22 protein-coding genes are annotated in these 19,830 nt (G+C 73.0%); 7 read left to right on the plus strand and 15 right to left on the minus strand.

All coding sequences use genetic code 11. The annotated features are described in order from the left end of the window. Positions 1–159 precede the first annotated feature (159 nt). From ACYVGT_RS06200 to ACYVGT_RS06240, 9 genes are all read right to left on the minus strand, one after another. Positions 160–411 (minus strand): GlsB/YeaQ/YmgE family stress response membrane protein, encoded by a 252-nt coding sequence (locus ACYVGT_RS06200; RefSeq protein WP_460855445.1) that lies wholly within the window; start codon positions 409–411, stop codon positions 160–162. 399 nt (positions 412–810) lie between these two features. Next, positions 811–1,554 (minus strand): hypothetical protein, encoded by a 744-nt coding sequence (locus ACYVGT_RS06205; protein ID WP_460855446.1) that lies wholly within the window; start codon positions 1,552–1,554, stop codon positions 811–813. A gap of 300 nt (positions 1,555–1,854) precedes the next feature. Beyond that, complete coding sequence (locus tag ACYVGT_RS06210; protein WP_460855447.1) at positions 1,855–3,492, minus strand: solute symporter family protein; 1,638 nt, start codon at positions 3,490–3,492, stop codon at positions 1,855–1,857. Further along, positions 3,489–3,839 carry a DUF485 domain-containing protein gene (locus ACYVGT_RS06215; RefSeq protein ID WP_460855448.1) on the minus strand — a complete coding sequence of 117 codons (351 nt, stop codon included), beginning with the start codon at positions 3,837–3,839 and terminating at the stop codon, positions 3,489–3,491. Before ACYVGT_RS06215 ends, ACYVGT_RS06210 begins: the two co-directional genes overlap by 4 nt. 150 nt (positions 3,840–3,989) lie before the next feature. Then, positions 3,990–5,675 (minus strand): sodium/solute symporter, encoded by a 1,686-nt coding sequence (locus tag ACYVGT_RS06220; protein WP_460855449.1) that lies wholly within the window; start codon positions 5,673–5,675, stop codon positions 3,990–3,992. Continuing rightward, positions 5,672–6,439 carry a hypothetical protein gene (locus ACYVGT_RS06225; protein WP_460855450.1) on the minus strand — a complete coding sequence of 256 codons (768 nt, stop codon included), beginning with the start codon at positions 6,437–6,439 and terminating at the stop codon, positions 5,672–5,674. Before ACYVGT_RS06225 ends, ACYVGT_RS06220 begins: the two co-directional genes overlap by 4 nt. Next, entirely contained in the window at positions 6,439–7,260 is an 822-nt protein-coding gene (locus ACYVGT_RS06230) for a LytR/AlgR family response regulator transcription factor (RefSeq protein ID WP_460855451.1), read from the minus strand. Before ACYVGT_RS06230 ends, ACYVGT_RS06225 begins: the two co-directional genes overlap by 1 nt. Then, a complete protein-coding gene (locus tag ACYVGT_RS06235; protein ID WP_460855452.1) occupies positions 7,257–8,327 on the minus strand; it encodes a sensor histidine kinase in 1,071 nt (356 codons plus the stop codon). The genes ACYVGT_RS06230 and ACYVGT_RS06235 overlap by 4 nt, the downstream gene beginning before the upstream one ends. Before the next feature lie 143 nt (positions 8,328–8,470). Beyond that, complete coding sequence (locus tag ACYVGT_RS06240) at positions 8,471–8,686, minus strand: hypothetical protein (RefSeq protein ID WP_460855453.1); 216 nt, start codon at positions 8,684–8,686, stop codon at positions 8,471–8,473. Between the two features lie 897 nt (positions 8,687–9,583). Here ACYVGT_RS06240 and ACYVGT_RS06245 point away from each other — a divergent pair. Next, positions 9,584–10,828 (plus strand): MFS transporter, encoded by a 1,245-nt coding sequence (locus ACYVGT_RS06245; RefSeq protein WP_460855454.1) that lies wholly within the window; start codon positions 9,584–9,586, stop codon positions 10,826–10,828. A 96-nt stretch (positions 10,829–10,924) separates the two neighbouring features. On the opposite strand, the gene ACYVGT_RS06250 is transcribed toward ACYVGT_RS06245, so the two are convergent. Beyond that, on the minus strand, positions 10,925–11,845 hold the full coding sequence (locus tag ACYVGT_RS06250; protein WP_460855455.1) for an NADP-dependent oxidoreductase: 921 nt from the start codon (positions 11,843–11,845) through the stop codon (positions 10,925–10,927). A gap of 153 nt (positions 11,846–11,998) precedes the next feature. Here ACYVGT_RS06250 and ACYVGT_RS06255 point away from each other — a divergent pair, with 153 nt between their 5' ends. After that, positions 11,999–12,667: a DNA polymerase ligase N-terminal domain-containing protein gene (locus tag ACYVGT_RS06255; RefSeq protein ID WP_460855456.1), complete on the plus strand. Its 669-nt coding sequence runs from the start codon at positions 11,999–12,001 to the stop codon at positions 12,665–12,667. After that, positions 12,660–13,679, plus strand: coding sequence for a non-homologous end-joining DNA ligase (gene ligD / locus ACYVGT_RS06260; RefSeq protein ID WP_460855457.1), 1,020 nt, complete (start codon positions 12,660–12,662; stop codon positions 13,677–13,679). The genes ACYVGT_RS06255 and ligD overlap by 8 nt, the downstream gene beginning before the upstream one ends. A gap of 92 nt (positions 13,680–13,771) precedes the next feature. Here ligD and ACYVGT_RS06265 read toward each other — a convergent pair whose 3' ends face one another. Then, on the minus strand, positions 13,772–14,800 hold the full coding sequence (locus tag ACYVGT_RS06265) for an MBL fold metallo-hydrolase (protein WP_460855458.1): 1,029 nt from the start codon (positions 14,798–14,800) through the stop codon (positions 13,772–13,774). Positions 14,801–14,913: 113 nt separating this feature from the next. Here ACYVGT_RS06265 and ACYVGT_RS06270 point away from each other — a divergent pair, with 113 nt between their 5' ends. Further along, positions 14,914–15,126: a hypothetical protein gene (locus ACYVGT_RS06270; RefSeq protein ID WP_460855459.1), complete on the plus strand. Its 213-nt coding sequence runs from the start codon at positions 14,914–14,916 to the stop codon at positions 15,124–15,126. A 148-nt stretch (positions 15,127–15,274) separates the two neighbouring features. Here ACYVGT_RS06270 and ACYVGT_RS06275 read toward each other — a convergent pair whose 3' ends face one another. Then, entirely contained in the window at positions 15,275–15,871 is a 597-nt protein-coding gene (locus ACYVGT_RS06275) for a peptidoglycan-binding domain-containing protein (protein WP_460855460.1), read from the minus strand. A gap of 261 nt (positions 15,872–16,132) precedes the next feature. Here ACYVGT_RS06275 and ACYVGT_RS06280 point away from each other — a divergent pair, with 261 nt between their 5' ends. Next, the gene (locus ACYVGT_RS06280) at positions 16,133–16,516 is read left to right on the plus strand and encodes a VOC family protein (RefSeq protein WP_460855461.1); all 384 of its coding nucleotides are present in this window, start codon (positions 16,133–16,135) and stop codon (positions 16,514–16,516) included. 70 nt (positions 16,517–16,586) lie between these two features. Here ACYVGT_RS06280 and ACYVGT_RS06285 read toward each other — a convergent pair whose 3' ends face one another. Beyond that, positions 16,587–17,054 carry a nucleoside deaminase gene (locus ACYVGT_RS06285; RefSeq protein ID WP_460855462.1) on the minus strand — a complete coding sequence of 156 codons (468 nt, stop codon included), beginning with the start codon at positions 17,052–17,054 and terminating at the stop codon, positions 16,587–16,589. A gap of 452 nt (positions 17,055–17,506) precedes the next feature. Between ACYVGT_RS06285 and ACYVGT_RS06290 the strand changes: the two genes are divergently transcribed. Together ACYVGT_RS06290 and ACYVGT_RS06295 are read left to right on the plus strand one after the other, a co-directional pair. Further along, complete coding sequence (locus ACYVGT_RS06290) at positions 17,507–17,692, plus strand: hypothetical protein (protein ID WP_460855463.1); 186 nt, start codon at positions 17,507–17,509, stop codon at positions 17,690–17,692. A gap of 248 nt (positions 17,693–17,940) precedes the next feature. Next, positions 17,941–18,258: a hypothetical protein gene (locus tag ACYVGT_RS06295; protein WP_460855464.1), complete on the plus strand. Its 318-nt coding sequence runs from the start codon at positions 17,941–17,943 to the stop codon at positions 18,256–18,258. 479 nt (positions 18,259–18,737) lie between these two features. Here the strand turns inward: ACYVGT_RS06295 and ACYVGT_RS06300 are convergent, their stop codons facing one another. After that, complete coding sequence (locus ACYVGT_RS06300; RefSeq protein WP_460855465.1) at positions 18,738–19,055, minus strand: winged helix-turn-helix domain-containing protein; 318 nt, start codon at positions 19,053–19,055, stop codon at positions 18,738–18,740. Further along, entirely contained in the window at positions 19,052–19,519 is a 468-nt protein-coding gene (locus ACYVGT_RS06305; RefSeq protein WP_460855466.1) for a hypothetical protein, read from the minus strand. The genes ACYVGT_RS06300 and ACYVGT_RS06305 overlap by 4 nt, the downstream gene beginning before the upstream one ends. Between the last annotated feature and the right edge of the window lie 311 nt (positions 19,520–19,830).

Consider the following 19,830-nt stretch of genomic DNA (forward strand, 5'->3'; position numbering starts at 1 on the left):
TGCCGCCGGAAAACATGTCGGATCGTGATGGCGCCGCGTCCTCCGGATGCGCTTTCGGCGCTCGTCGGGTGTTCTGTCCCCGCGCCCGGCCGTTCGGGGCCGCAGACGCGGCCTGCGGGGGCGCGCCGGAAAAACGGGCGCACCCCCGGGCCGGCGCGGTCAGCTGCGCTTGGCGTAGAGCCCGTCCACGAGGTAGACCAGGGCCGCGGCCACGACGATCTGCACGATCAGCACAAACAGCCAGGCCGTGGCGAAAAGCGAGGCGATCCAGCCGCCGACGAATGCGGCGACGATGCCCAGCACCAGGGTCAGCCAAATGGGCAGATGCTGCTTTCCTGGGATGACGAGCCGTCCGAGTGCACCGATGATCAGCCCGACCACGATCGCGCTGATGATGCCGCTGATGGCCATGGGTTCCCCCTTCCGCGCTTCTGAGGGGATGCGTGCCCTCAGGGGGCATTGTTGCCGGACGGCCGGAAAAAATGTCTGCTTCAATGCACTTTGCGAACTTGTGTGGCGGCCTTGGTGCAGCTCCAGGAGCCGATCGGCTGCGCTGGCCGGGCGCATGCAAACGCCCCGCCGGCCCGCAGACTCGTGCGGGCGGGCGGGGCGCGGTGCTGTTCGCGGAGGGGGCGGCGCGGGAGGCTCCCGCCTCGCGCGGAGGGAACGGGGTGCAGGCCCACTCGGGAGGGCGTCCCGCCGCTGGTGCGGCGTACCCAGTGCAGCGCCCCCGGTGCTGCGGCCCCCAATGGGGTGGCGTGGGTGCACGTCCCTCAACGCGCCGGCGCCGTGCCGTGCGGCCTCACACGCTTACTCGTTCCAGAAGGAGCTTTCCTCGGGGTCCTTCGCGACGGCGCCGGTGCGGCGCGCGGTGTCTGCGCTGTCGTCGGCTCCTGCCGAGCGCGGACGGCGGCCCGGCTTGCGGGTCGGCTCCTTCTTCGCCTCCTTGGTGCTGCCGGAGGCGCTGCCGGCGCCCGGGGCGCCGGTGTTCTTCGGGGCGGCCTTCCCGGCCGCCTTCGCCGCGCCGGCCTTCCCGGCGGGGACGGAGCCCTTTCCGGCGGGGCTCGGCGCCGGGGCGGCGGGTGCGCCGCCGGTGTGGATGTTCAGCGCTTCGTCCTCGACGTCCAGCATGCGCTGGACGGGTTCCGGTACGGCCGGCAGCCGCTCGCCGCGGAAGTGCGCGCCGAGGACCTCGAGGGCGTGGTCGCAGATGATCCGGCGGCCGGACTCGCCGGTCTGGCCGCCGAGCTCCTGCAGTTCGGGCAGGTGCAGCTCGCGCAGCAGCCGGATGAGCGCGCGGACGCGCTCGCGGGTCTTGCGGTCGGTCACGGCGACCGCCATCATCTCCGCCTCGGCGACCGAGGCGGTGGGCGAGCGCCCGTCGACGGCCGCCTCGCGCTCGGCGATGAACAGGCCGGTCAACTGGCGGGTCGACTCGCGGGTGGCGGTCCGGACCTCGCCGCGGTGCACGTGGCGGGCGTGCAGCCAGGTGACGGCCACGCTACTGACGAGGGCGATGCCGCCGCCGGTCAGCACGAGTAGGAAATCGTTCACGGGGTTCCTCCGGTATGGAGCGGGGGCGTTCGGGGGCGCCACGTGGTCCGGCAGCATTCGCGAGTGCGGGGCGAATTGTCAAGTTGATGGGGGTACGTCCGCCCTTGGCGGTCGCTCCGCGGCGGTCCGTCGCAGAACTGCTGACCTGCAGGAAATACAGGGGCCGCGGGCCGGGGGCACCGCGGTGGCGGACATGCGCCGGCCGCGCCGTCCACAGGCTGTGGACGGCGCGGCCGGTACGGTGCGGGCGCGGCGGTGCGGCCGCGCCCGCGGTCGGTGCAGCCGAGAGGGCTCGGCCCGCTAGTGCGAGGTTGCCTTCTCTGCGCCGATTCCGGTGAGCGAGCGGACTTCCATCTCCGCCTGCTTCTTCGGGTTGGACTCGTTGTTGGTCACCGTTCCCAGCCAGCCGAGCAGGAAGGACACCGGGATCGAGATGATGCCCGGGTTGCTCAGCGGGAACAGGGCGAAGTCGGCGCCGGGGAGCATCGCCGTCTCCGACCCCGACACGGCCGGCGAGAGCACGATCAGGACCAGAGCGGTGGTGAGGCCGCCGTACATGCTCCACAGGGCGCCGCGGGTGTTGAACCGCTTCCAGAAGAGCGTGTACAGGATGGTCGGCAGGTTCGCCGAGGCCGCGACCGCGAAGGCCAGCGCCACCAGGAAGGCCACGTTCTGGTTCTTCGCCAGCACGCCGCCGGCGATGGCGGCCGCACCGATGACCAGCGCGGTGATCCGGGCGATCTTGACTTCGTTGACCTGGTCGGCGGCGCCGCGCCGGAACACGTTGACGTAGACGTCGTGTGCGAAGGACGCCGACGCCGTGATCGTCAGGCCGGCGACCACCGCGAGGATCGTCGCGAAGGCCACCGCCGCGATGAACCCGAGCAGCAGCGGACCGCCCAGCGCCAGTGCGAGCAGCGGCGCTGCCGAGTTGACGCCGCCGGGAGCGCTGTTGATGGCGTCCGCACCCACCAGGGCGCCCGCGCCGTAGCCCAGCACCAGCGTGAACAGGTAGAACAGGCCGATCAGCGAGATGGCCCAGACGACGGACCGGCGGGCCTCCTTAGCCGTCGGCACCGTGTAGAAGCGCATCAGCACGTGCGGCAGCCCGGCGGTACCCAGCACCAGGGCGATGCCCAGGGAGACGAAGTCGAGCTTGGTCAGCCAGCTCTCGCCGTACTGGGCACCGGGCGCCAGCAGGGCCTCGCCGGCACCGTCCTCCCGGGCGACCGCCTGGGCGAGCAGCTCGGACAGGTTGAAGCCGTTGAGCGCCAGCACCCACAGGGTCATCACCAGGGCGCCGCCGATCAGCAGGCCCGCCTTGATGATCTGCACCCAGGTGGTGCCCTTCATGCCGCCGATCAGCACGTAGATGATCATGACGACGCCGACCGCGGCGATCACCAGGTTCTGGCCGATGTTGCTCTCGATGCCCAGCAGCAGGTTCACCAGCGAGCCCGCACCGGCCATCTGCGCCAGCAGGTAGAAGAAGGAGACCGCCAGGGTGGCGACGGCCGCCGCGGCGCGGACCGGGCGCTGGCGCATGCGGAACGCCAGCACGTCGCCCATGGTGAACTTGCCGGTGTTGCGCAGCAGCTCGGCGACGAGCAGCAGCGCCACCAGCCAGGCCACCAGGAAGCCGATCGAGTAGAGGAACCCGTCGTAGCCGTGGATCGCGATGGCGCCGCAGATGCCGAGGAACGAAGCGGCGGACAGGTAGTCGCCGGCGATGGCGAAGCCGTTCTGCGGGCCGGTGAACGAGCGGCCGGCCGCGTAGTAGTCCGCCGCGGTCTTCGTGTTGCGGCTGGCCCGGAACACGATGAACAGCGTGATCGCGACGAAGAGCCCGAACACGCTCATGTTCAGCACGGGGTTGATCTCGGGGATGGTGCCGGTCTCGGCGGCAAGGCCGGCGTCGAGGGGGGCGTGGGTGGTCATCGGCTCGTCTCCTCAAGCTCGGTGCGGAGCTTGTCGGCGATCGGGTCGAGCCGCCGGTTGGCGTAGCTCGCGTACAGGCCCGTGATGGCGAAGGTGGTGACGAACTGCAGCAGCCCGAAGATCAGGCCGAGGTTGACGTTGCCGAACACCGGGGTCGCCATGAATTCGGGCGCGTAGCTGGCGAGCAGGACGTACAGCAGATACCACACGATGAAGAAGGCGGTCATGGGGAAGACGAAGACCCGCAGCCGCCGCTTGAGCTCAGTGAATTCGGGACCGGACTGGACATCGGTCCAATCGCGCTCGGACGCGGAACCCACGTCCTTGTCGTTATCGGGGCCGCTCACTCCGGACCTCCTGGGGGGATGGATGGCTGTGTTCCAGGCCACACTAGGAAGCCGGTTTTCCTGCCGGTAACCACCGGTGGCCGGAACCGCCGGAGTGTGCGGTGAGCGGTCGGTGAGCGGTCGTCCGCGCGCGACGAGCGGATCCGCGTGTCAGCGCAGTGACGTTCCGCGGTGGTCGTCGTCGAGGTGCAGCCGGAGGAGTGCGGTCCGCGCCCACTCCGGCGGCCGGCCGGACAGCGAGACCGCGATCATCGCGGCGAACGCCAGCGGCACCGTCCACGGCGCGGGCTGCACCACGAGCACCCCCGGCCAGCCGCCGATGTCCGGCCCGAACAGGGCCAGCGCGATCGCGCCGCAGGAGGCGCCGAGCCCGGTGAGCACGCCGGCGACGGCGCCCGCCCGGGTCAGCCGCGGCCACCACACGCCCAGTACGAGCAGCGGGCAGAACGTCGACGCGGCCACGGTGAAGCCCCAGGTCACCAGCACACCCGCGTCGATCCGCACGGCGAGCAGCGCCAGCAGGACCATCACCGGAGCCGCCGCCACCACCGCCAACCGGAGCCGCCGCAGCCCGCCGGGCAGCAGGTCGTGCGCCACGGCCCCCGCGATGACCAGCAGCAGCCCCATCGACGTCGCGAGGAAGGCGGCGAACGCGCCGGCCGTGAGCAGCGCGGTGAGCAGACCCCCCTGCCAGCCGGAGTCGAGCTGGGCGGGCAGCGCCACCACCGCGGTGTCGGTGGCGCCGGACAGGTACAGCTGCGGCACCAGCACCCGCGCCAGCGCGCCGTACACGCCGGGGAAGAGGTAGAAGACGCCGAGCAGCGCCACGGTGAGCGCCGCGGTGCGCCGCGCGGACCGCCCGTCCGGGCTGGTGTGGAAGCGCATGAGGATGTGCGGCAGGCCCATCGTGCCCAGCACGGTCGCGGTGAGCATCGCGAGGGTCCCGAGCAGCCGGTGGCCGGAGCCGTCCACGTCGAGCAGCGGCCGTTCCCAGTCGGTGCCGCCGGGCGCGGCGCTGCCGACCACCTCGGGCACCGGGGCCCCTTCGGCGAAGACCAGCATGCGGCCGGCGCCGAACCGGTGCTCGCCGGGCGCGGCGGTCCACACCGTGCCGTCGGTCTCGGTGAGCCGGGTGGGCTCGCGGAACTGCAGCAGCGCGTCGGTCTGGAAGGAGACCGTGGCGTCCTGCTCGAAGTGGGTGAACTCGGCGGGATCGACCGCTTCGGCGCGCACGTCCGGGCCCGCCAGCGCCAGCAGCCACAGGGCGGGCACGATGAACAGGACGAGCTTCAGGCAGAACTGGAACGCCTGCACGTACGTCGCGGCCCGCATGCCGCCCAGCGCCAGCGTGGTGGCGACGACCGCGCCGGAGATCGCCACCCCCACCCAGTAGGGCGTGCTGCTCACGGCGCTGAGCACCAGCCCGGCGGTGCGCAGCTGCGGGACCAGGTAGAGGCCGGCGATCACGAGCACGACGACGGCGCTCAGCCGCCGCAGCCCCGGGGATCCCAGCCGCGCCTCCGCGAAATCCGGCACGGTCAGTGCCCCCGAGCGGCGCATCGGCGCCGCGACCAGCACGAGCATGGCCAGGTAGCCGGCGGTGAAGCCGACGGGGTACCAGAGCGCTCCGGTGCCGTGCTTGAGCATGAGCCCGGCGATGCCGAGGAACGAGGCGGCCGACAGGTACTCGCCGGAGACCGCCGCCGAGTTCAGCAGCGGCGACACCCGCCGCGACGCCACCAGAAAGTCCGACGTGGTCCGCATCGCCGCCACCCCGCGCAGCCCGATGACCAGCGTCACCACCACCAGCGGAGCCAGCGCCACCAGCGCCGTCACCGGTCCTCCCGCCCGGATGCGCCGCCGGGATCGCGGCCGTTCTCCGGCGGGCCCGCGCCGCCCGCGGAGGAACCGCGCCGGGGCCCAGCGTGCGGGCCGTCGCCCGGCTGTTCGGCCTCGGGGGGTGCCGCCCCGCCCGGTCCGGGGTGCTCGCCCCGTGCAGAGGGGGCGCTGCCGCCGGATTCCGGGTGCGGGCCGGCGCCGCCAGCCCACCGGCCCTCCTCAGGTGCGCGGGCACCGGTGTCCGCGCCCGCCCCCGGGCCGGGTCCGCGGGCGCCCCCGGCCGGGGGCGCGGGGGACGGAGCGTGCGGCGCCGCAGCCGCCGGGCGGCGGCGGACGCGGACGGCGATGCGGAGGCGGTGCTGGGCGGCGTGCGGAGCGCCGGGGTCGGGGGCGCCGGCCGGGTCCGGGGCGGTCGGCGCCCGCTCGATGTGCTCGGACCGGTAGAGCTGCCAGAAGCCGATGGCCGCCATCGCCGGATAGGGGAGGACGCCGAGCGCTAGCCACGACACCGGGATGCCGAACAGGGCCACGGCGTCCAGATCCGGGCGGGCCCACAGCAGCAGCGGCAGGCCGGGCACGACGAGCGCCACGCCCAGCAGAGCCAGGCCCGCCTGGGTGCGCTGCCGCCGGTAGTGGACCTCGGCGCGCTCGGCGTCCCCGGCGTCCAGCCGGGCCACCCGCCAACGGCCGCGGGCCCGGCCCCGCGCGTGGGCGAGGCGGGTCTGCGGGCTGGTCACCGCGACGCGGCGGCTGCGCTCCATCAGCCGCGGCCGCCGTTCAGCTCGCCGCGGCGCGCCGCCGCCATCAGCTCCTCGCGCAGTGCGCGCGAGTGGCGCCGGCTGACCGGGACGTCGCCGATCTCGGTGTGCGCCAGCAGCCCGCCCGCCGTGTCGCTGCGCAGCTCGCGGACCGCGTCCAGCGCGACCAGGTAGCCGCGGTGCACGCGGCTGAACCCGGCCGGCGTCCAGTACTCCTCCAGCCGGGACAGCGGCATCCGCAGCAGGTGCGCGCCGGCGCGGGTGTGCAGCCGCACGTAGTCGCCGTTGGCCTCGGCGTAGAGCACCTCGCTGCGGCGCACGTACCGGATCCGGCCGGCCGTCTCCACCGGCAGCACCGGCATCGTGTCCGGTACCGCCGCGGACTCCGGCGCGCCCGGAGCCGGAGCTGGTGCCGTGCGCCCCGCGGTGCGCGCTCCGGACACCCGCACCACCTTGTCCAGGGCCTCGGCGAGCCGCTCCGCCCGCACGGGCTTGAGCAGGTAGTCGACGGCGCCGACCCGGTAGGCCGCCACCGCGTGCCGCTCGTGCGCGGTGACGAAGACGATCGCCGGCGGCTCGCTCAGCCGCGCCAGCAGCGAGCCGAGCTCCATCCCGTCCAGGCCGGGCATCGAGATGTCCAGGAACACCGCGTCGAACCGGTCGCCCTGGATCTTCTTCAGTGCCGCGAGCGGGTCGCCCGCCGTGACCACCTCGGCGACGTCGGGCTGGTCGGCGAGGAGCCGCCCGACCTCTTCCAGGGCGGGAACGATGTCGTCCACGGCCAGTACGCGCAGCCGGGCGCGCGGCCGCCGCGCGGGGCTCACGGCAGCACCCCCGGCTGGAAGCGGGGCACCCGGACGACGACGCGCGTTCCGGCGCCCTCCGCCGTCTCCACCACCAGCCCGTACCAGGAGCCGTAGACGTGCCGCAGCCGCCGGTCGACGTTGGCGAGCCCGACCGAGTCCGCGTCGCCGTTGCCGGCCAGCACGCTGCGCACCGCTTCCGGCGGCATGCCGCGGCCGTCGTCCTCGACGCTGATCACGCAGTCGTTGCCCTCCGCTTCGCCGCACACCTGGACGGTTCCGGTGCCGGAGTGCGGCTCGATGCCGTGCCGGATCGCGTTCTCCACCAGCGGCTGCAGTACGAGGTAGGGCACTGCGACGCCGAGCACTTCGGGTGCCACCCGCACCAGTACGTGGAGGCGCTCGCCGAGGACGGCCCGCTGGAGGGCGAGGTAGGTCTCCACGGCGTGGAACTCGTCGGAGACCGTCGTGTAGTCGCCGTGTGAGGCGAGGCTGTAGCGGGTGTAGTCGGCGAAGTCGAGGAGCAGGTCCTGGGCGCGGTCCGGATCGGATCGGGCCGCCGACGCGATGACGGTGAGCGCGTTGTAGACGAAGTGCGGCGAGATCTCGGCGCGCAGCGCACGGAACTCGGCCTGCGCGGCGCGCTCGGCGGTGGCCTCCAGGCGGGCCCGCTCCAGAGCGTCGGAGACCAGCGCGGCAGCCTCCCGAGCGGCCTGCGCGGGTACGTCGCCGTGCACCACCAGGGCCCCGGCGAGCTCCTCGTTCGCGAGCAGCGGCAGAGCGGCCAGCGGGGCGCGGCCGCTCGGGGCCTCATTGCGCAGGACCGCGTCGATCAGCGGCGCTGTGTTGGCGTGCTCAGCCAGGCGCCCGGACCAGATGGGGGTGCCGGACAGGTCGGCCAGTGCGAGGCCGTCGGCGCCGAGGAGGCGGCGCAGGCCGCGCGCGGCCGCCCGGCTGCCGGGGCCGCCGAGTCCGTCCTTCAGGCGCTCGCGGACGCTCCGGGCCGCGGCGAGCGCAGTGGCGGCGGCCGCGCCGGGAGCGGGCCGGGGCTCAGTGCGCGGCCGGAGGAGCCGGAGAGGCGAGGCCATGGTCGATTCCGCTTCGGGGGGTGAGTGACGTGGGACACCGTTCCCCCAGGAGTCTAGAGGTTGTGGTCCCGCGGCACCGCGGCGGTGCAGGCGGCCCGACTGCGCCGCCTGCACCGCCGCGGTCCGGGTCCGCCCGTCAGCCGCTACTCGGAGGGCTGCGGCGGCTCAATGTCCGGACACTCGATGGCCGGGTTGACGCCGAAGTAGTTGAGCGGCCCTACGGCGATCGTTGTGACGGTACTCCCGATCGTGGCGCAACTCCCGTCGAAATCGGTCAGATAGCCGCGCTGCAGCGCCGCGATGGCGCCGATGACGAGCCAGACGGCGAGGAGCGAAGGAAGGATGATCCGTCCGCGCATTCCTACCTCCCGGGGGTGAAGGCGGTCGTGGCCGGGGCCGGGGGCCGGCGCCGGGTACTGCCTGCGGTGCCGCGTCCGCGCCTGCTGCCCGCGGCCGCTGCTCCGCTGCGCTTCTCCGTGCTCTCCTCGGCACGGTCCTCTGATCCTCCTTGCGCATTCCGTGCCCCGATCGGACCGGGCCAACCGGGTGCGTCCGAGGCGCTCCGGGAAAGCGCAGTTCGCGGCGGGGAACCGGGCCCGGCCGCGGTGCGGCGGCTCCGCCGGGACCGCGCCGGGCACCCGATCCGGCTCTCCGACGAGCCATCCCCCCCAATCGTCACTCTGGGTAGTTAATGGGTCGATGGCGGAGGGCGGTTTCGCCCAACGGCGGGTGACGGGGGATGCGCGCAATGGATCCCGGATTCCCCTAGATGAAGGGGCATTCCGTCGGTGTGGACGTGCGTTTTCCCACGTCGGAACCTTTCCCGGAAGGCCTGCGTACGACTCCGGTTAGTACTACCGTGAGTAACGAATTGGCGACGGGCTGTCTGTGTGTTCGCAAGCGGAGCGGCCGCAGTGTCCGCCGCCGGGCCCGCTGTGATGGCGCGCACGCGATCCGCACGCCGGCGCGCTGCTCGGGCGGATCTACCGCGCGCAGGAAGCACTACTGCGGGGACTGTGGTCTGCGCGGCACGGTGCTGTGCATCGGTTCACGCCCCGACCAGGGATTTTCTACCTCTTGTAGGCCCGTTGCTGGTATTTCGCGCCGATATCGCGGTTCTCTCTTGACCCGCAGCGGTGCGGTCCTTTGCGGCGGAGCCGCAAGGCATGACCGCGGTCAACACCGCGGCCGGCAGCACATCTCCCGCACCGCCGTCTGCGCGCGGCTCAACGACGACATCCGCGAAGGAGGGCTCGATGCCCGCTGCGCTGTGGGCGCTCACTCTGGGCGCTTTCGGTATCGGTACGACCGAGTTCGTCATCATGGGGCTCCTGCCCGAGGTCGCAGCCGGCCTCGGAGTCGGCATCCCCGAGGCCGGACACCTGATCTCCGGGTACGCGGCCGGCGTCGTGATCGGCGCCCCGCTGCTCGCCGTACTCGGCTCACGCATTCCCAAGAAGGCCATGCTGCTCGCGCTCATGGGCCTGTTCACGGCGGCCAACGCCGCCTCCGCCGTCGCGCCGGACTACGAGACCCTGCTCGCGACGCGCGTCCTCGCCGGGCTACCGCACGGCGCGTTCCTCGGCATCGGCTCGGTCGTCGCCGCCGACATGGCCGCCGGGCACCGGCGCGGCCAGGCCATCGCACGCGTGCTCATGGGACTGACGCTGGCCAACGTCGCCGGTGTCCCGCTCGGCGCGCTGATGGGCCAGGCGATCGGTTGGCGGACGGCGTTCGCCGCGGTGGCCGCAATCGGTCTGGTCGCGCTGATCGCGCTGCGCGCGGTGATCCCGGACCAGCCGGCGCCGAAGCGCATCCCGGTCCGTACCGAGCTGCGGGTCTTCACCCGGCCGCAGGTGCTGCTCGCCTTCGCGATCGTCGTGTTCGGGTTCGGCGGCAGCTTCGCCGCCTACTCCTACATCAGCCCCATGCTGACCGGGGCCACCGGCTTCGGCCCGGCCGGGGTGACCGCGATGCTCGCCCTGTACGGCGTGGGCATGACGGTGGGCGCCGCGGTCGGCGGGCGCCTCGCCGACCGCGCGCCGATGCGCACGCTGTACGGCTTCACCGGCGCACTCGCGGTGCTCCTCGCGCTCTTCACGCTGACGGTGCACAGCCCGGTCCTGGCGCCCGTCACGCTGTTCGGCATCGGCGCCACCGGGTTCATCGCGGTCACCGCGCTGCAGGCGATGATCCTGGATCGGGCCCGGGAGGCGCCCAGCCTCGCGGCCGCGATGATCCACTCGGCGTTCAACATCGCCAACGCGGTCGGCGCGACCCTCGGCGGCGCGGTGATCGCCGCCGGCCTGGGCGCGCCCGCGGTCAACCTGGCCGGCGCGGCCCTGTCGGCCGTCGGCCTGGCGCTGGCGGTGCTGCTCGGCGTGGTCGACCGCCGGCGGGCGCACGCGCCGGTCGCCGAGGCCGAGGCGGTGCTGCGCGCTGCCGAGGACGGGGAACCGGAGCCCGACCGGCAGCCGGACCGCGTCACCGCCGCAGACTGAGCGGGGCGCGGTACACCGGAGAAGCCGTGCCCCGGACAGAGAGGTGCGGGCCGGCGGAGGGGCTCCCTCCGCCGGCCCGCACCCGGGTCCGCCGGATCAGACGGTCAGCACGATCTTGCCGCGGGTGTGCCCCTCGGCGATGAGCCGCCATGCCTCGGCTGCCTCGGACAGCGGCAGCGCCCGTTCGACGTGCACCGACAGTGTGCCCGCGTCCGCCAGCGAGCCGAGCTCGGCCAGCCCATCGGCGTCCGGCCGCACCCACACGTAGCGGCCGCCGGCCTCGTCCGCTCCGGCGTCGGCGATCGACACGATCCGCGCGGCCGAGCCCACCAGCGGCAGCGACTCCGCGACCTGTCCGCCGCCGACGAAGTCGAGTGCCGCGTCCACGCCGTCCGGCGCCAGGGCGCGCACCCGGTCGGCGAGCCCGTCGCCGTAGGCCACCGGCTCGGCGCCGAGCGAGCGCAGGAAGTCGTGGTTGCGCTCGCTGGCCGTGCCGATCACGCGCGCCCCCTCGGCCGAGGCGATCTGCACCGCGAAGGATCCGACGCCGCCGGCCGCGGCGTGCACGAGCACCGTGTCGCCCTTGCCGATCCGTGCCACACGCACCGACCGCAGCGCGGTCAGCCCCGCCAGCGGAACGCCGGCGGCCTGCTCCCAGGTCAGCGACCGGGGGCGGTGCGCCAGCATGCGGACGTTGGCCGAGACCTTCTCGGCGTAGGCGCCGTTCTGCGCCCAGTCCTTGCGGATGTAGCCGTATACCTCGTCGCCGATGGAGAACTCGCCGGCGTCGAACCCGACGGCCTCCACCACGCCGGCCACGTCCCAGCCCGGGACCAGGGGGAAACCGGTCTCCATGATCGGATCGAGGCCGCCCGCTGCAAGCTTCCAGTCCGCCGGGTTCACCCCGGCCGCCTTGACCCGGACCAGCACCTCGCCGGGCGCCACCTTCGGGTCGTCGAGCTCCACCTCCGCCAGCTCGTCAGCGGTTCCGTACTGCTGCATCGCCATTGCCTTCATACGGGCGTGAATCCCCGTGCGGTCCGCAGAATTCCCGCCGCGGGCCCGGGACGGCATCCCCACGGCCGCGGCGGTGCAGGTACGTGCTGGTTTGTCCGGACCTGGCCGCGGAAACGTAGCCGACGACGGTCGGCCGACAGCGGCGGGGGAGCCATGGGCGGCGGCAGCGGCAGCGGGGGCAGCGGCGACGGACTCGCCGAGTACCGCAGGCGGCGGGACTTCGGCCGCACGGGCGAGCCCGACGGGAGCAGAGCGGGCACCGGGGACGGCTCCGGCGGCGCACCGGTCTTCGTCGTCCAGCACCACATCGCCCGCGGCGACCACTTCGACCTCCGTCTTCAGGTCGGCGACGTGCTCAAATCCTGGGCCGTGCCGAAGGGGCCGTCCACCGATCCGCGCGTGAAGCGGCTCGCGCTGCCCACCGAGGACCACCCGCTCGACTACGCGGACTTCGAGGGCACCATCGCGGCCGGGGAGTACGGCGGCGGCACCGTCCAGGTCTGGGACCGCGGCACCTACACCAACGCCACCGAGAAGCACGGGCAGGCGTTCACCATGGAGGAGGGCCTGGAGCACGGCCACCTGGTGGTGGTCCTGGACGGGGAGAAGCTGATCGGGGGATACGCGCTCAGCCGCTTCCGCACCCGCGAAGACGGCGAGGCGTGGCTGCTCGTCAAGGAGCGCGACGCCGGCGCGGACGCGCGGCGCAACCCGGTCTCCACCGAGAACCGCTCCGTCGAGACCGGCCGGACGCTGCGCCAGATCGCCCGCGCGGACGGACGCACCCTGCACGGCCGGGCCAAGGAGAGCGGCGATGGGTGACCCGCTGGAGCGGGTACCCCCGGATCAGCGCAGCCTCCTGCGCGCGGCGCCGCTGCCCGAGCACCCCGGGGCGATGCTCGCGACGCGGGCGCCGCGGGCGTTCTCCGGATCCGGCTGGATCTTCGAGCGCAAGCTCGACGGCGAGCGCGTCCTCGCCGTCCGCCGCGGCGGGCGCGCCCGCCTGGTCTCCCGCAACGGAAAGGACCTCACCGCCACCTATCCCGAGGTGGCGGTCGGCGTGGAGGGCGACGGCGCCCAGGACAGCCCGGATCTGGTCGCCGACGGCGAGGTGGTGGCGTTCTCCGGCGGGCGCACCAGCTTCGCCCGGCTCCAGCAGCGGATGGGGCTGACCGATCCCGAGGAGGCGCTGGCGGCCGGGGTGGCCGTCCACTACTACGTGTTCGACCTGCTGTCCTACGACGGGTGCGACCTCACCCGCCTGCCGCAGCGCACGCGCAAGCAGGTGGTGCGGGCGGCGCTGGAGTGGGTCGAGCCGCTCCGCTACACCCCGCACCGCAACGCCGCCGGCGAGCAGGCCTACGCCGACGCGTGCCGCAGCGGCTGGGAGGGCGTGATCGCGAAGCGGTCCGACGCGCCCTACCGGCCCGGCCGCGGCCGGGACTGGCTGAAGCTGCCCTGCGTCGCCGGGCAGGAGTTCGTGATCGGCGGCTTCACGCCGCCGCAGGGGTCCCGGATCGGCTTCGGCGCCCTGCTCATCGGCTACTACGCGGACGGCGCCCTGCGCTACGCGGGCAAGGTCGGCACCGGCTACAGCGACCGCACCCTGCGCGCGCTCCGCACCCGGCTGGACGGCATCGCCCGCACGTCCTCCCCGTTCGCCGACCCGGTCGGTGAGCGCGGCGCGCACTGGGTCCGGCCAGAACTGGTGGCGGAAGTGCGCTTCACCGAATGGACCGGCGACGGCCGGCTCCGGCACCCGGCCTACCTGGGCCTGCGCGACGACAAGGCGCCGGCCGACGTGGTTCGCGAGCCGCCGGGCCCGGGGGGTTAGGCGCCCCCGGCGGCCGGGCGGCGCCGGATGATCCCGTCACCCGCTGAGCACTCTGCGCACGAGGCGGCATGCCGGGGTCCGGGGCCGCGCCGTCAGGCGAACGGGTCGGTGCGCCGCCAGAACACCGGGAGCTGGAGGTCGACGCCGTCGCGGGCGGCGCGGTCGGCGAGGAAGTCGAGGGTGGCGCCGAGGTCGTCGACGGCGTGCGGCAGCGCCCGCGGCGGCCGGTCCAGTGGCCGGAAGAAGTCGTCCCAGTGCACCGGCAGTAGGCGCCGGACCCCGGTCGCGCCCACCGTCTCCGCCCAGTACTCCTCGCGGAACCGGGCTGAGCGGCGGCTGAGCCCGGTGATGCCGAGGTAGGCGGCGTCAGCGCTGCGGCCCTGCAGCGCGCCCGGCACGAACTCGGCGCTGCCGTGCACCAGGACCGTGCCGGCGGGGTGGCCGATGAAGAAGCTGTAGCAGGCGCCGGTGCGCCACGCCCCGGCCCGCGCCGGCGGCGTGAGCGGCGCTTCGACCGTGCCCGGGAAGCGGTCGCCGGCGCTGTGCACCGAGTGCGCTGCGGTCACGGTGAATGCGCCGTACCGCAGCGCGCTGTCGCCGGCGAGGACGCGGATGCGCTCTGCGGGCAGGCCGCCGCCGCGGGCGATGTTGGCGGTGGACTCCGAGCCCACGACGTCGGCGCCGGTCTTCAGCGCGACCGCGGGGGCGTCCATGGCGTGGTCGTAGTGGGAGTGGCAGCACAGCACGGCCGCGCAGGACCGGCGGCCGAGGCCGAGGCGCTGCAGTGAGCGGTCGATGGCGGCGTGGTCCGGGCCGATCCGGGCGGTGCCGACGCGCAGCAGGCCCGGCCGGGAGAAGAAGCCGTCGGTGAGGATTGCGGTGGCGCCGTCGTCCAGCAGCACGGTGCTGGTGCCGAGGAAGACGCCGCGCACCGACCCGGCGGGTGCGGGTTCGGGGGCCGAGGGCTGGAAGATGCCGCGGTAGGGCGCGAGATCGGGGCGGGAGAGGGGGGAGTGCACGGTCCGGCCGCCTTGAGGGGGTTGGGAGAGCGGAGTGCCGACAGCGTAGGGGCCGGGGCGGATCGGGGCGAGAGGGATGAGGACGCGGACTCCGTTCGGCAAACGTGTCCTTTTCGTTACTCTGAGTTTTTATATGCGTGCTCACGGTTACCAACGTGTGCGGGACGGCCGCCCCAACCCGCAACACGGACTCCATCCACAGGAGAGGCAACACCATGCGCATTGCCGCGAAGATCGCCGCCACCACCGCCGTCGGTGCCGCACTCATGGGCTTCGGCGCCAGCGCCGCGTCCGCCGACGACCACTTCCACCACGGTGGCGTGGGCAATGATGACGTCGTCCAGCAGTGCGTTGACCAGCAGGGTGCGCTGGGTCTGATCAACCTGGACCTGAACCTGCTCAACCAGTGCATCGCGAACAACTCCTGATGCACTGAGCCGGCCGCTCCGGGGGCGCTTCCCCGGGGCCGGCCGCTGAGCGAGCGGACCGGTACTGCACGCCGCACTGCGCGGCGGGCGGTACCGGTCCGTGCCGTTCGCGAGATGCTGTGCGCCTCAGCCTGGCTGCTGCGCGGGGTTACGCCGTGCAGCCGTCCTCGGCGAGCAGCGCCTTGAAGGTGTCCGGGCCGACGTCGCCGTCGGCGTCGATGCCGGCATCGGCCTGGAACTCCCGCACCGACTGCTCGGTGACCGAGCCCCAGAGGCCATCGGTCGCCTCCGCGCGCTTGATGTCGTAGCCCTGCGCAGTCAGTGCGGTCTGCACCGCATGCACCTTCTGGCTGGGCTCCTCCTCGGTGCCCTGCCCGACGATGCCGAACGCCCCCCGAAGGCTCTCCCAGGTGTCCGGGTCGATCGTGCTGCCCTCGGGCAGGCCCATCGCCACCCGGAAGTCGTGCACCGCCACACCGGTCCCCTCCGTGTAGACCTCGTCCGGTTCCCCGTTGTAGTGGCCCCATTCGGCGAGCAGGTGCTCGACCGACTTGACCCGCCAGTCCTCGGCCCCCGCCTGCAGGTCGACCCAGGAGCACTCCTGGATCTGCTGGCGCACCTGGGGCGAGGTGTCCGGACCGTCAGCCAGGGCGGCCGGCGCCCCCGCAGCAATCCCTCCGGCGAACAGCGCAGCGGACGCGAGAACGGCGGTCGCCGCGGCCCGGATGGTCTTACCTGCGTGCATGGAGTGGTCCCCTTCCACTGCTGTGTTCCTGCGGACATGAGAGGAGACTCGGCCCAGACGCGCATGGTTCACGTAAAGCTGCGAATACGTCCCCCGAGATAGGAAACGGTCACCTTTCCCCGCATCGGACAACCGAATACGCATTTAAGCGTCGGTAGTGCCCCGGGATCGTCCGGAACGCCTCGCGGCACCGCGCTGGTCAGCGGCAGACGAGGGCAAACCCCTGCCGGCCGTCGGCGGGCGCCGCTACGGTCGCTTCCCATGGGAAGCCGAATCGCTGTTATCGCCATCGACGCCAACGACCCCGAGGCGCTCGCCGAGTTCTGGAGCCGCGCGCTGGACTGGCCGGTCGTGGAGGTCGACCCGCGGGACGGGGGGCAGAGCCTCGCGCCCGAACCGGGGGCGCCGCTGGGCATCGACATCTTTCCGGTGCCGGAGGTGAAGCCGGCGCAGAAGAACCGGCTGCACCTGGACCTCCGTGCGACGCCCGGGACAACGGTCGAGCAGGAGTTGGAGCGCCTGATCAGCCTCGGCGCCCGCCACGTCGACGTCGGCCAGCCGGACGACGCGCCCTGGACGGTCCTCGCCGACCCCGAAGGCAACGAGTTCTGCCTCCTGCACCGCCCCGACGCCCCGCCCGCCTGATTCGTCGCCCGGTTCCGGTCGCTGCGCACCGCTTTCGCGCTGCGACCGGAACCGCTTCGGTTGTCGCGCGTCAGGAATGGGCGCGGACGTGCAGCGCGCGGATCTGCTCGGCCAGCTCCGGTGCAGGCCCGTCGACCGGCACGCCCGGGGCGACCTCGCCGATCGGAAGCGGGCGGACCGGCCCGGGGGCGACGCCCAGCTCGCTGAGCCACGACGTCAGCTGCTCCGTCGACGACGCGTACACGATCCGCCCCAGGCCGACCCACCCGTGCGCGGCCGAGCACATTGGGCAGTGCTCGCCAGAGGTGTAGACGGTCGCCGCCGCCCGCTCATCCGGCTCCATGTTCTCCCCGGCCCACCGCGCGATCGCAAACTCCGGGTGCTGCGTCGCGTCACCCCCGGCCTCCTCGTTGTGCCCCTCGAACAGCACCTCCCCGTCCGACACCAGTACCGACCCGAAGGGCCCGTTCCCCCCGTCCAGCGCCTGCTCGGCCAACTCCACACACCGCCGCAGAAACCCAAGGTCGTTCGCTTCCACGCTCTCCCCCTCCGCTGATCCGATTCACGGCCAAGAGGCCAAGGCTATGGCCGCGCTCGCCGGCGCGGATTGCAGGTGCGTTCCGGTGGAGGGTGAGGAGGCCCGGAGCAAAGACGGGACCCTTTCCGGATGCCCGCGGTCCGTTCCGGCAGTTCCCGCACGCGCCCGGACGGTGGCGGTCGGGCCCGGCGCGGCAGTGGCAGACATCGCCACAAATTGCGCGGAGTACACGTGCGCAGGAAATTGCAGGTGGGGAAGTCCGTGCGATGCGCGCTCAATTCGGACGCGTGCGCGAAATACCCCCGATGCCTTATCTCGTGATTGCAGTGTGATGATTTTGTGATGATAGTGTGATGTCTCACTGTCCGCCGAAGCGCGTGTGAGCTGCTCCTCCAGATCGCGCGCGTGGCGGAGGTCCTGAGTCGACGACGATGAGGCGGAGGAAACAAGAAATGATCATGATCGGAGACCTGCGCTCCCTCGGGCGGGTCGTGGTCGTCGTGCTGGTGGTGCTTGTGGCAGCGGGCTTCACGGCAGCCGGATCCGCGATCGGCACGGCGGTTCTCCTCGGTGCGGCCTCACTGGGCATCGCCGCCGAGCTTGCGCTCCGCCTGGTGCCCAGCGGGGAGGCGGCGTGACCGGGCCCGAGCACTCGGCGGCCTCGGATCCGCCCGCGGTGCCCGATCCCTCCCTCCGCTACTACCGGGACCACTTCCGCCCGGACCCCGCGGCACTGCCCCGTGCTGTGCGGACGACCGAGGGGGGAGAGGTCTACGCGTGGACGCGCCTGATCCCCCGGCAGCGACCCGTTGATCGGCCGACGAGACGGACCGAACCGCAGATTCCGCTCCCCCCGGACCCCGTTTCCGAGTTCCGGCCGCCGCTCGTGGCGGACCTCGATGGCCATGGCACCCTCAAGCCGGACCCCTTAGCCGCGGACACCCCGGCGGAATTCGTTGCGGCGATGCGGCGCTTCCGCGCATGGGCCGGGGACCCGAGCGTCCGTGACCTGGAGAAGTACAGCGGGGGCCTAGTGCCGCGGTCGACCTTCCAGGACGCGCTGCACGCCGGCACACTCCCCAAGCAGACCGTCCTGGCGGCGTTCATCTCTGCCTGCGGCGGAGGCGTCGAGGAGGTGAGCCGCTGGGTCACCGCCTGGCGCGCCCTGCGCCTGCGCGCCATGGACGGCGGTTCCCCCACCTGACCGCCACTCGCTGAGCATGCTGATCGGCCCCGCCCGTACTCCGGTACCGGGCGGGGCCGCTTCCGTCTCAGTCCTCGATCGGGACGTCGGGGACGGTGCCGTAGCCGGGGGCGATGAAGTCGAGGGTGTCGGTGTCGGGCTGCGGGGCGGGGATGTAGAAGGAGCCGTACTGGGTCGGCGTCGTCGTTCGACGCTCCAGCCTCCGGTGAGGCAGTCGCCCCGCCGCCCTCCTCTGGTGAACCGCCGCCTCCCTGGCCCGGCAGCAGCCCGCATCCAGCGGTGCCGAGGGTCACTGCGGTCAGCGCCGCCGTCGATCGAACGCTGTTTCTCAGCGGGATGCCCACCCGAACCTCCACTCTCCGAAGTGAAGGTGGGACGGGACGTCACCGCCGCGGGTTCCGCCGCGTTGCGGCGGCCGGGAGTCCGGATGCGGACGTGGCGACGCCCCCGCCGGGTACGGAGGGGGCGATCGGTCGCACTCAGGGGTCTTCGTCGTCGGGTGGGCCGAGGCTGTTGAGCCAGGCCAGGTGGCTGGTCAGGGCGGTGCGTCCCTGCGGGGTCAGCCGGAACCAGGTTTTGGGGCGGCGGCCGACGGCTCCCTTGCGGACTTCGAGGTAGCCGGCGGTTTCCAGGGTCCGGCTGTGTTTGGAGACCATCGGGTCGCTGATCCCGATCATGTCGCGCACGGCGGAGAACTCCACCCACTTGGCGCCTTGCAGGAGGGCGCAGATCGCCAGTCGCGGACCGGTCTCCAGTTCCGGATGCCGCTCGGACGTGCCCTGGTCGTTGGCGGTCACACCCGCACCCGGCCGGCCTCGATATCGCGGCGCATGGCCGCGTACATCCACAGGTTCCCTGCCAGAGAGGCCAGCGCGACGGGCGCCAGGACGATCAGCGCTGTGCCCTCCTGTCCGCGGTCCACCAGCGTGAAGATGGCGATCAGGCCGAGGAGCGTGGCGATCAGGACGGCCACATGCAGGCGGCGGGCGCTGGGGTAGGCCATGGCGTGGCGCGGCAGGGACACCCCGGAGCGCCGGCGCTGGAACCAGGCGGAGGCCGTTGCCAGCAGAGCCACCGCGGCGAGAACCCACGGGAGGTAGTTCCCTTCAACGCCCAGCAGCGACATCCAGATGGGCAGGCCGGCAGCGAGGACGCCGCCGATCCCCTGGGTGACCCAGAAGGATGCGGGCGGGGCATTGCGTGCGGCGAGTGCGCGGCGGGCTTCGGCGGCCTGGTCGAGCGGAGTGGCGTCGGGGTCCATGGTGAGCTCCTGTCCGTTCGCAACTACTTTCTAATAGGAAAGTAGATACCGAAGGGCGAGTTCTTGTCAACCGTGCGGGGGTGCTGCCGTCCGGCACGGCGGTGCGTCGGACGCCGTCGAGGGCTCTCTGAGCAGGGAGGGCGCCGGACCCGCGGCGGGCGCGGGCGAAGCGAGCGGCGCACCGGGTCCCGCCAGCCGGCTGTGCACCGGATCGCGGCGTGGCTGGGCAGCGGCAGCGCTGAGCCGGTGTGCCCGGGGCTGCGGGCGCCGCCGCAGCCCCGGGGATTCAGCCGAGTGCCCGGGGCTGCGGC

The sequence above is a fragment of the Nocardiopsis coralliicola genome (genome assembly GCF_054779695.1).

What these genes read in the sequence shown, in the direction of transcription:
- ACYVGT_RS06210 (WP_460855447.1), bottom strand. Translation starts at nt 3,492, where the DNA reads ATGACCACCCACGCCCCCCTCGACGCCGGCCTTGCCGCCGAGACCGGC.
- ACYVGT_RS06245 (WP_460855454.1), top strand. Translation starts at nt 9,584, where the DNA reads ATGCCCGCTGCGCTGTGGGCGCTCACTCTGGGCGCTTTCGGTATCGGT.
- ligD (WP_460855457.1), top strand. Translation starts at nt 12,660, where the DNA reads ATGGGTGACCCGCTGGAGCGGGTACCCCCGGATCAGCGCAGCCTCCTG.
- ACYVGT_RS06290 (WP_460855463.1), top strand. Translation starts at nt 17,507, where the DNA reads ATGATCATGATCGGAGACCTGCGCTCCCTCGGGCGGGTCGTGGTCGTC.
- ACYVGT_RS06200 (WP_460855445.1), bottom strand. Translation starts at nt 411, where the DNA reads ATGGCCATCAGCGGCATCATCAGCGCGATCGTGGTCGGGCTGATCATC.
- ACYVGT_RS06270 (WP_460855459.1), top strand. Translation starts at nt 14,914, where the DNA reads ATGCGCATTGCCGCGAAGATCGCCGCCACCACCGCCGTCGGTGCCGCA.
- ACYVGT_RS06250 (WP_460855455.1), bottom strand. Translation starts at nt 11,845, where the DNA reads ATGAAGGCAATGGCGATGCAGCAGTACGGAACCGCTGACGAGCTGGCG.
- ACYVGT_RS06240 (WP_460855453.1), bottom strand. Translation starts at nt 8,686, where the DNA reads ATGCGCGGACGGATCATCCTTCCTTCGCTCCTCGCCGTCTGGCTCGTC.
- ACYVGT_RS06255 (WP_460855456.1), top strand. Translation starts at nt 11,999, where the DNA reads ATGGGCGGCGGCAGCGGCAGCGGGGGCAGCGGCGACGGACTCGCCGAG.
- ACYVGT_RS06305 (WP_460855466.1), bottom strand. Translation starts at nt 19,519, where the DNA reads ATGGACCCCGACGCCACTCCGCTCGACCAGGCCGCCGAAGCCCGCCGC.
- ACYVGT_RS06225 (WP_460855450.1), bottom strand. Translation starts at nt 6,439, where the DNA reads ATGGAGCGCAGCCGCCGCGTCGCGGTGACCAGCCCGCAGACCCGCCTC.
- ACYVGT_RS06235 (WP_460855452.1), bottom strand. Translation starts at nt 8,327, where the DNA reads ATGGCCTCGCCTCTCCGGCTCCTCCGGCCGCGCACTGAGCCCCGGCCC.
- ACYVGT_RS06275 (WP_460855460.1), bottom strand. Translation starts at nt 15,871, where the DNA reads ATGCACGCAGGTAAGACCATCCGGGCCGCGGCGACCGCCGTTCTCGCG.
- ACYVGT_RS06280 (WP_460855461.1), top strand. Translation starts at nt 16,133, where the DNA reads ATGGGAAGCCGAATCGCTGTTATCGCCATCGACGCCAACGACCCCGAG.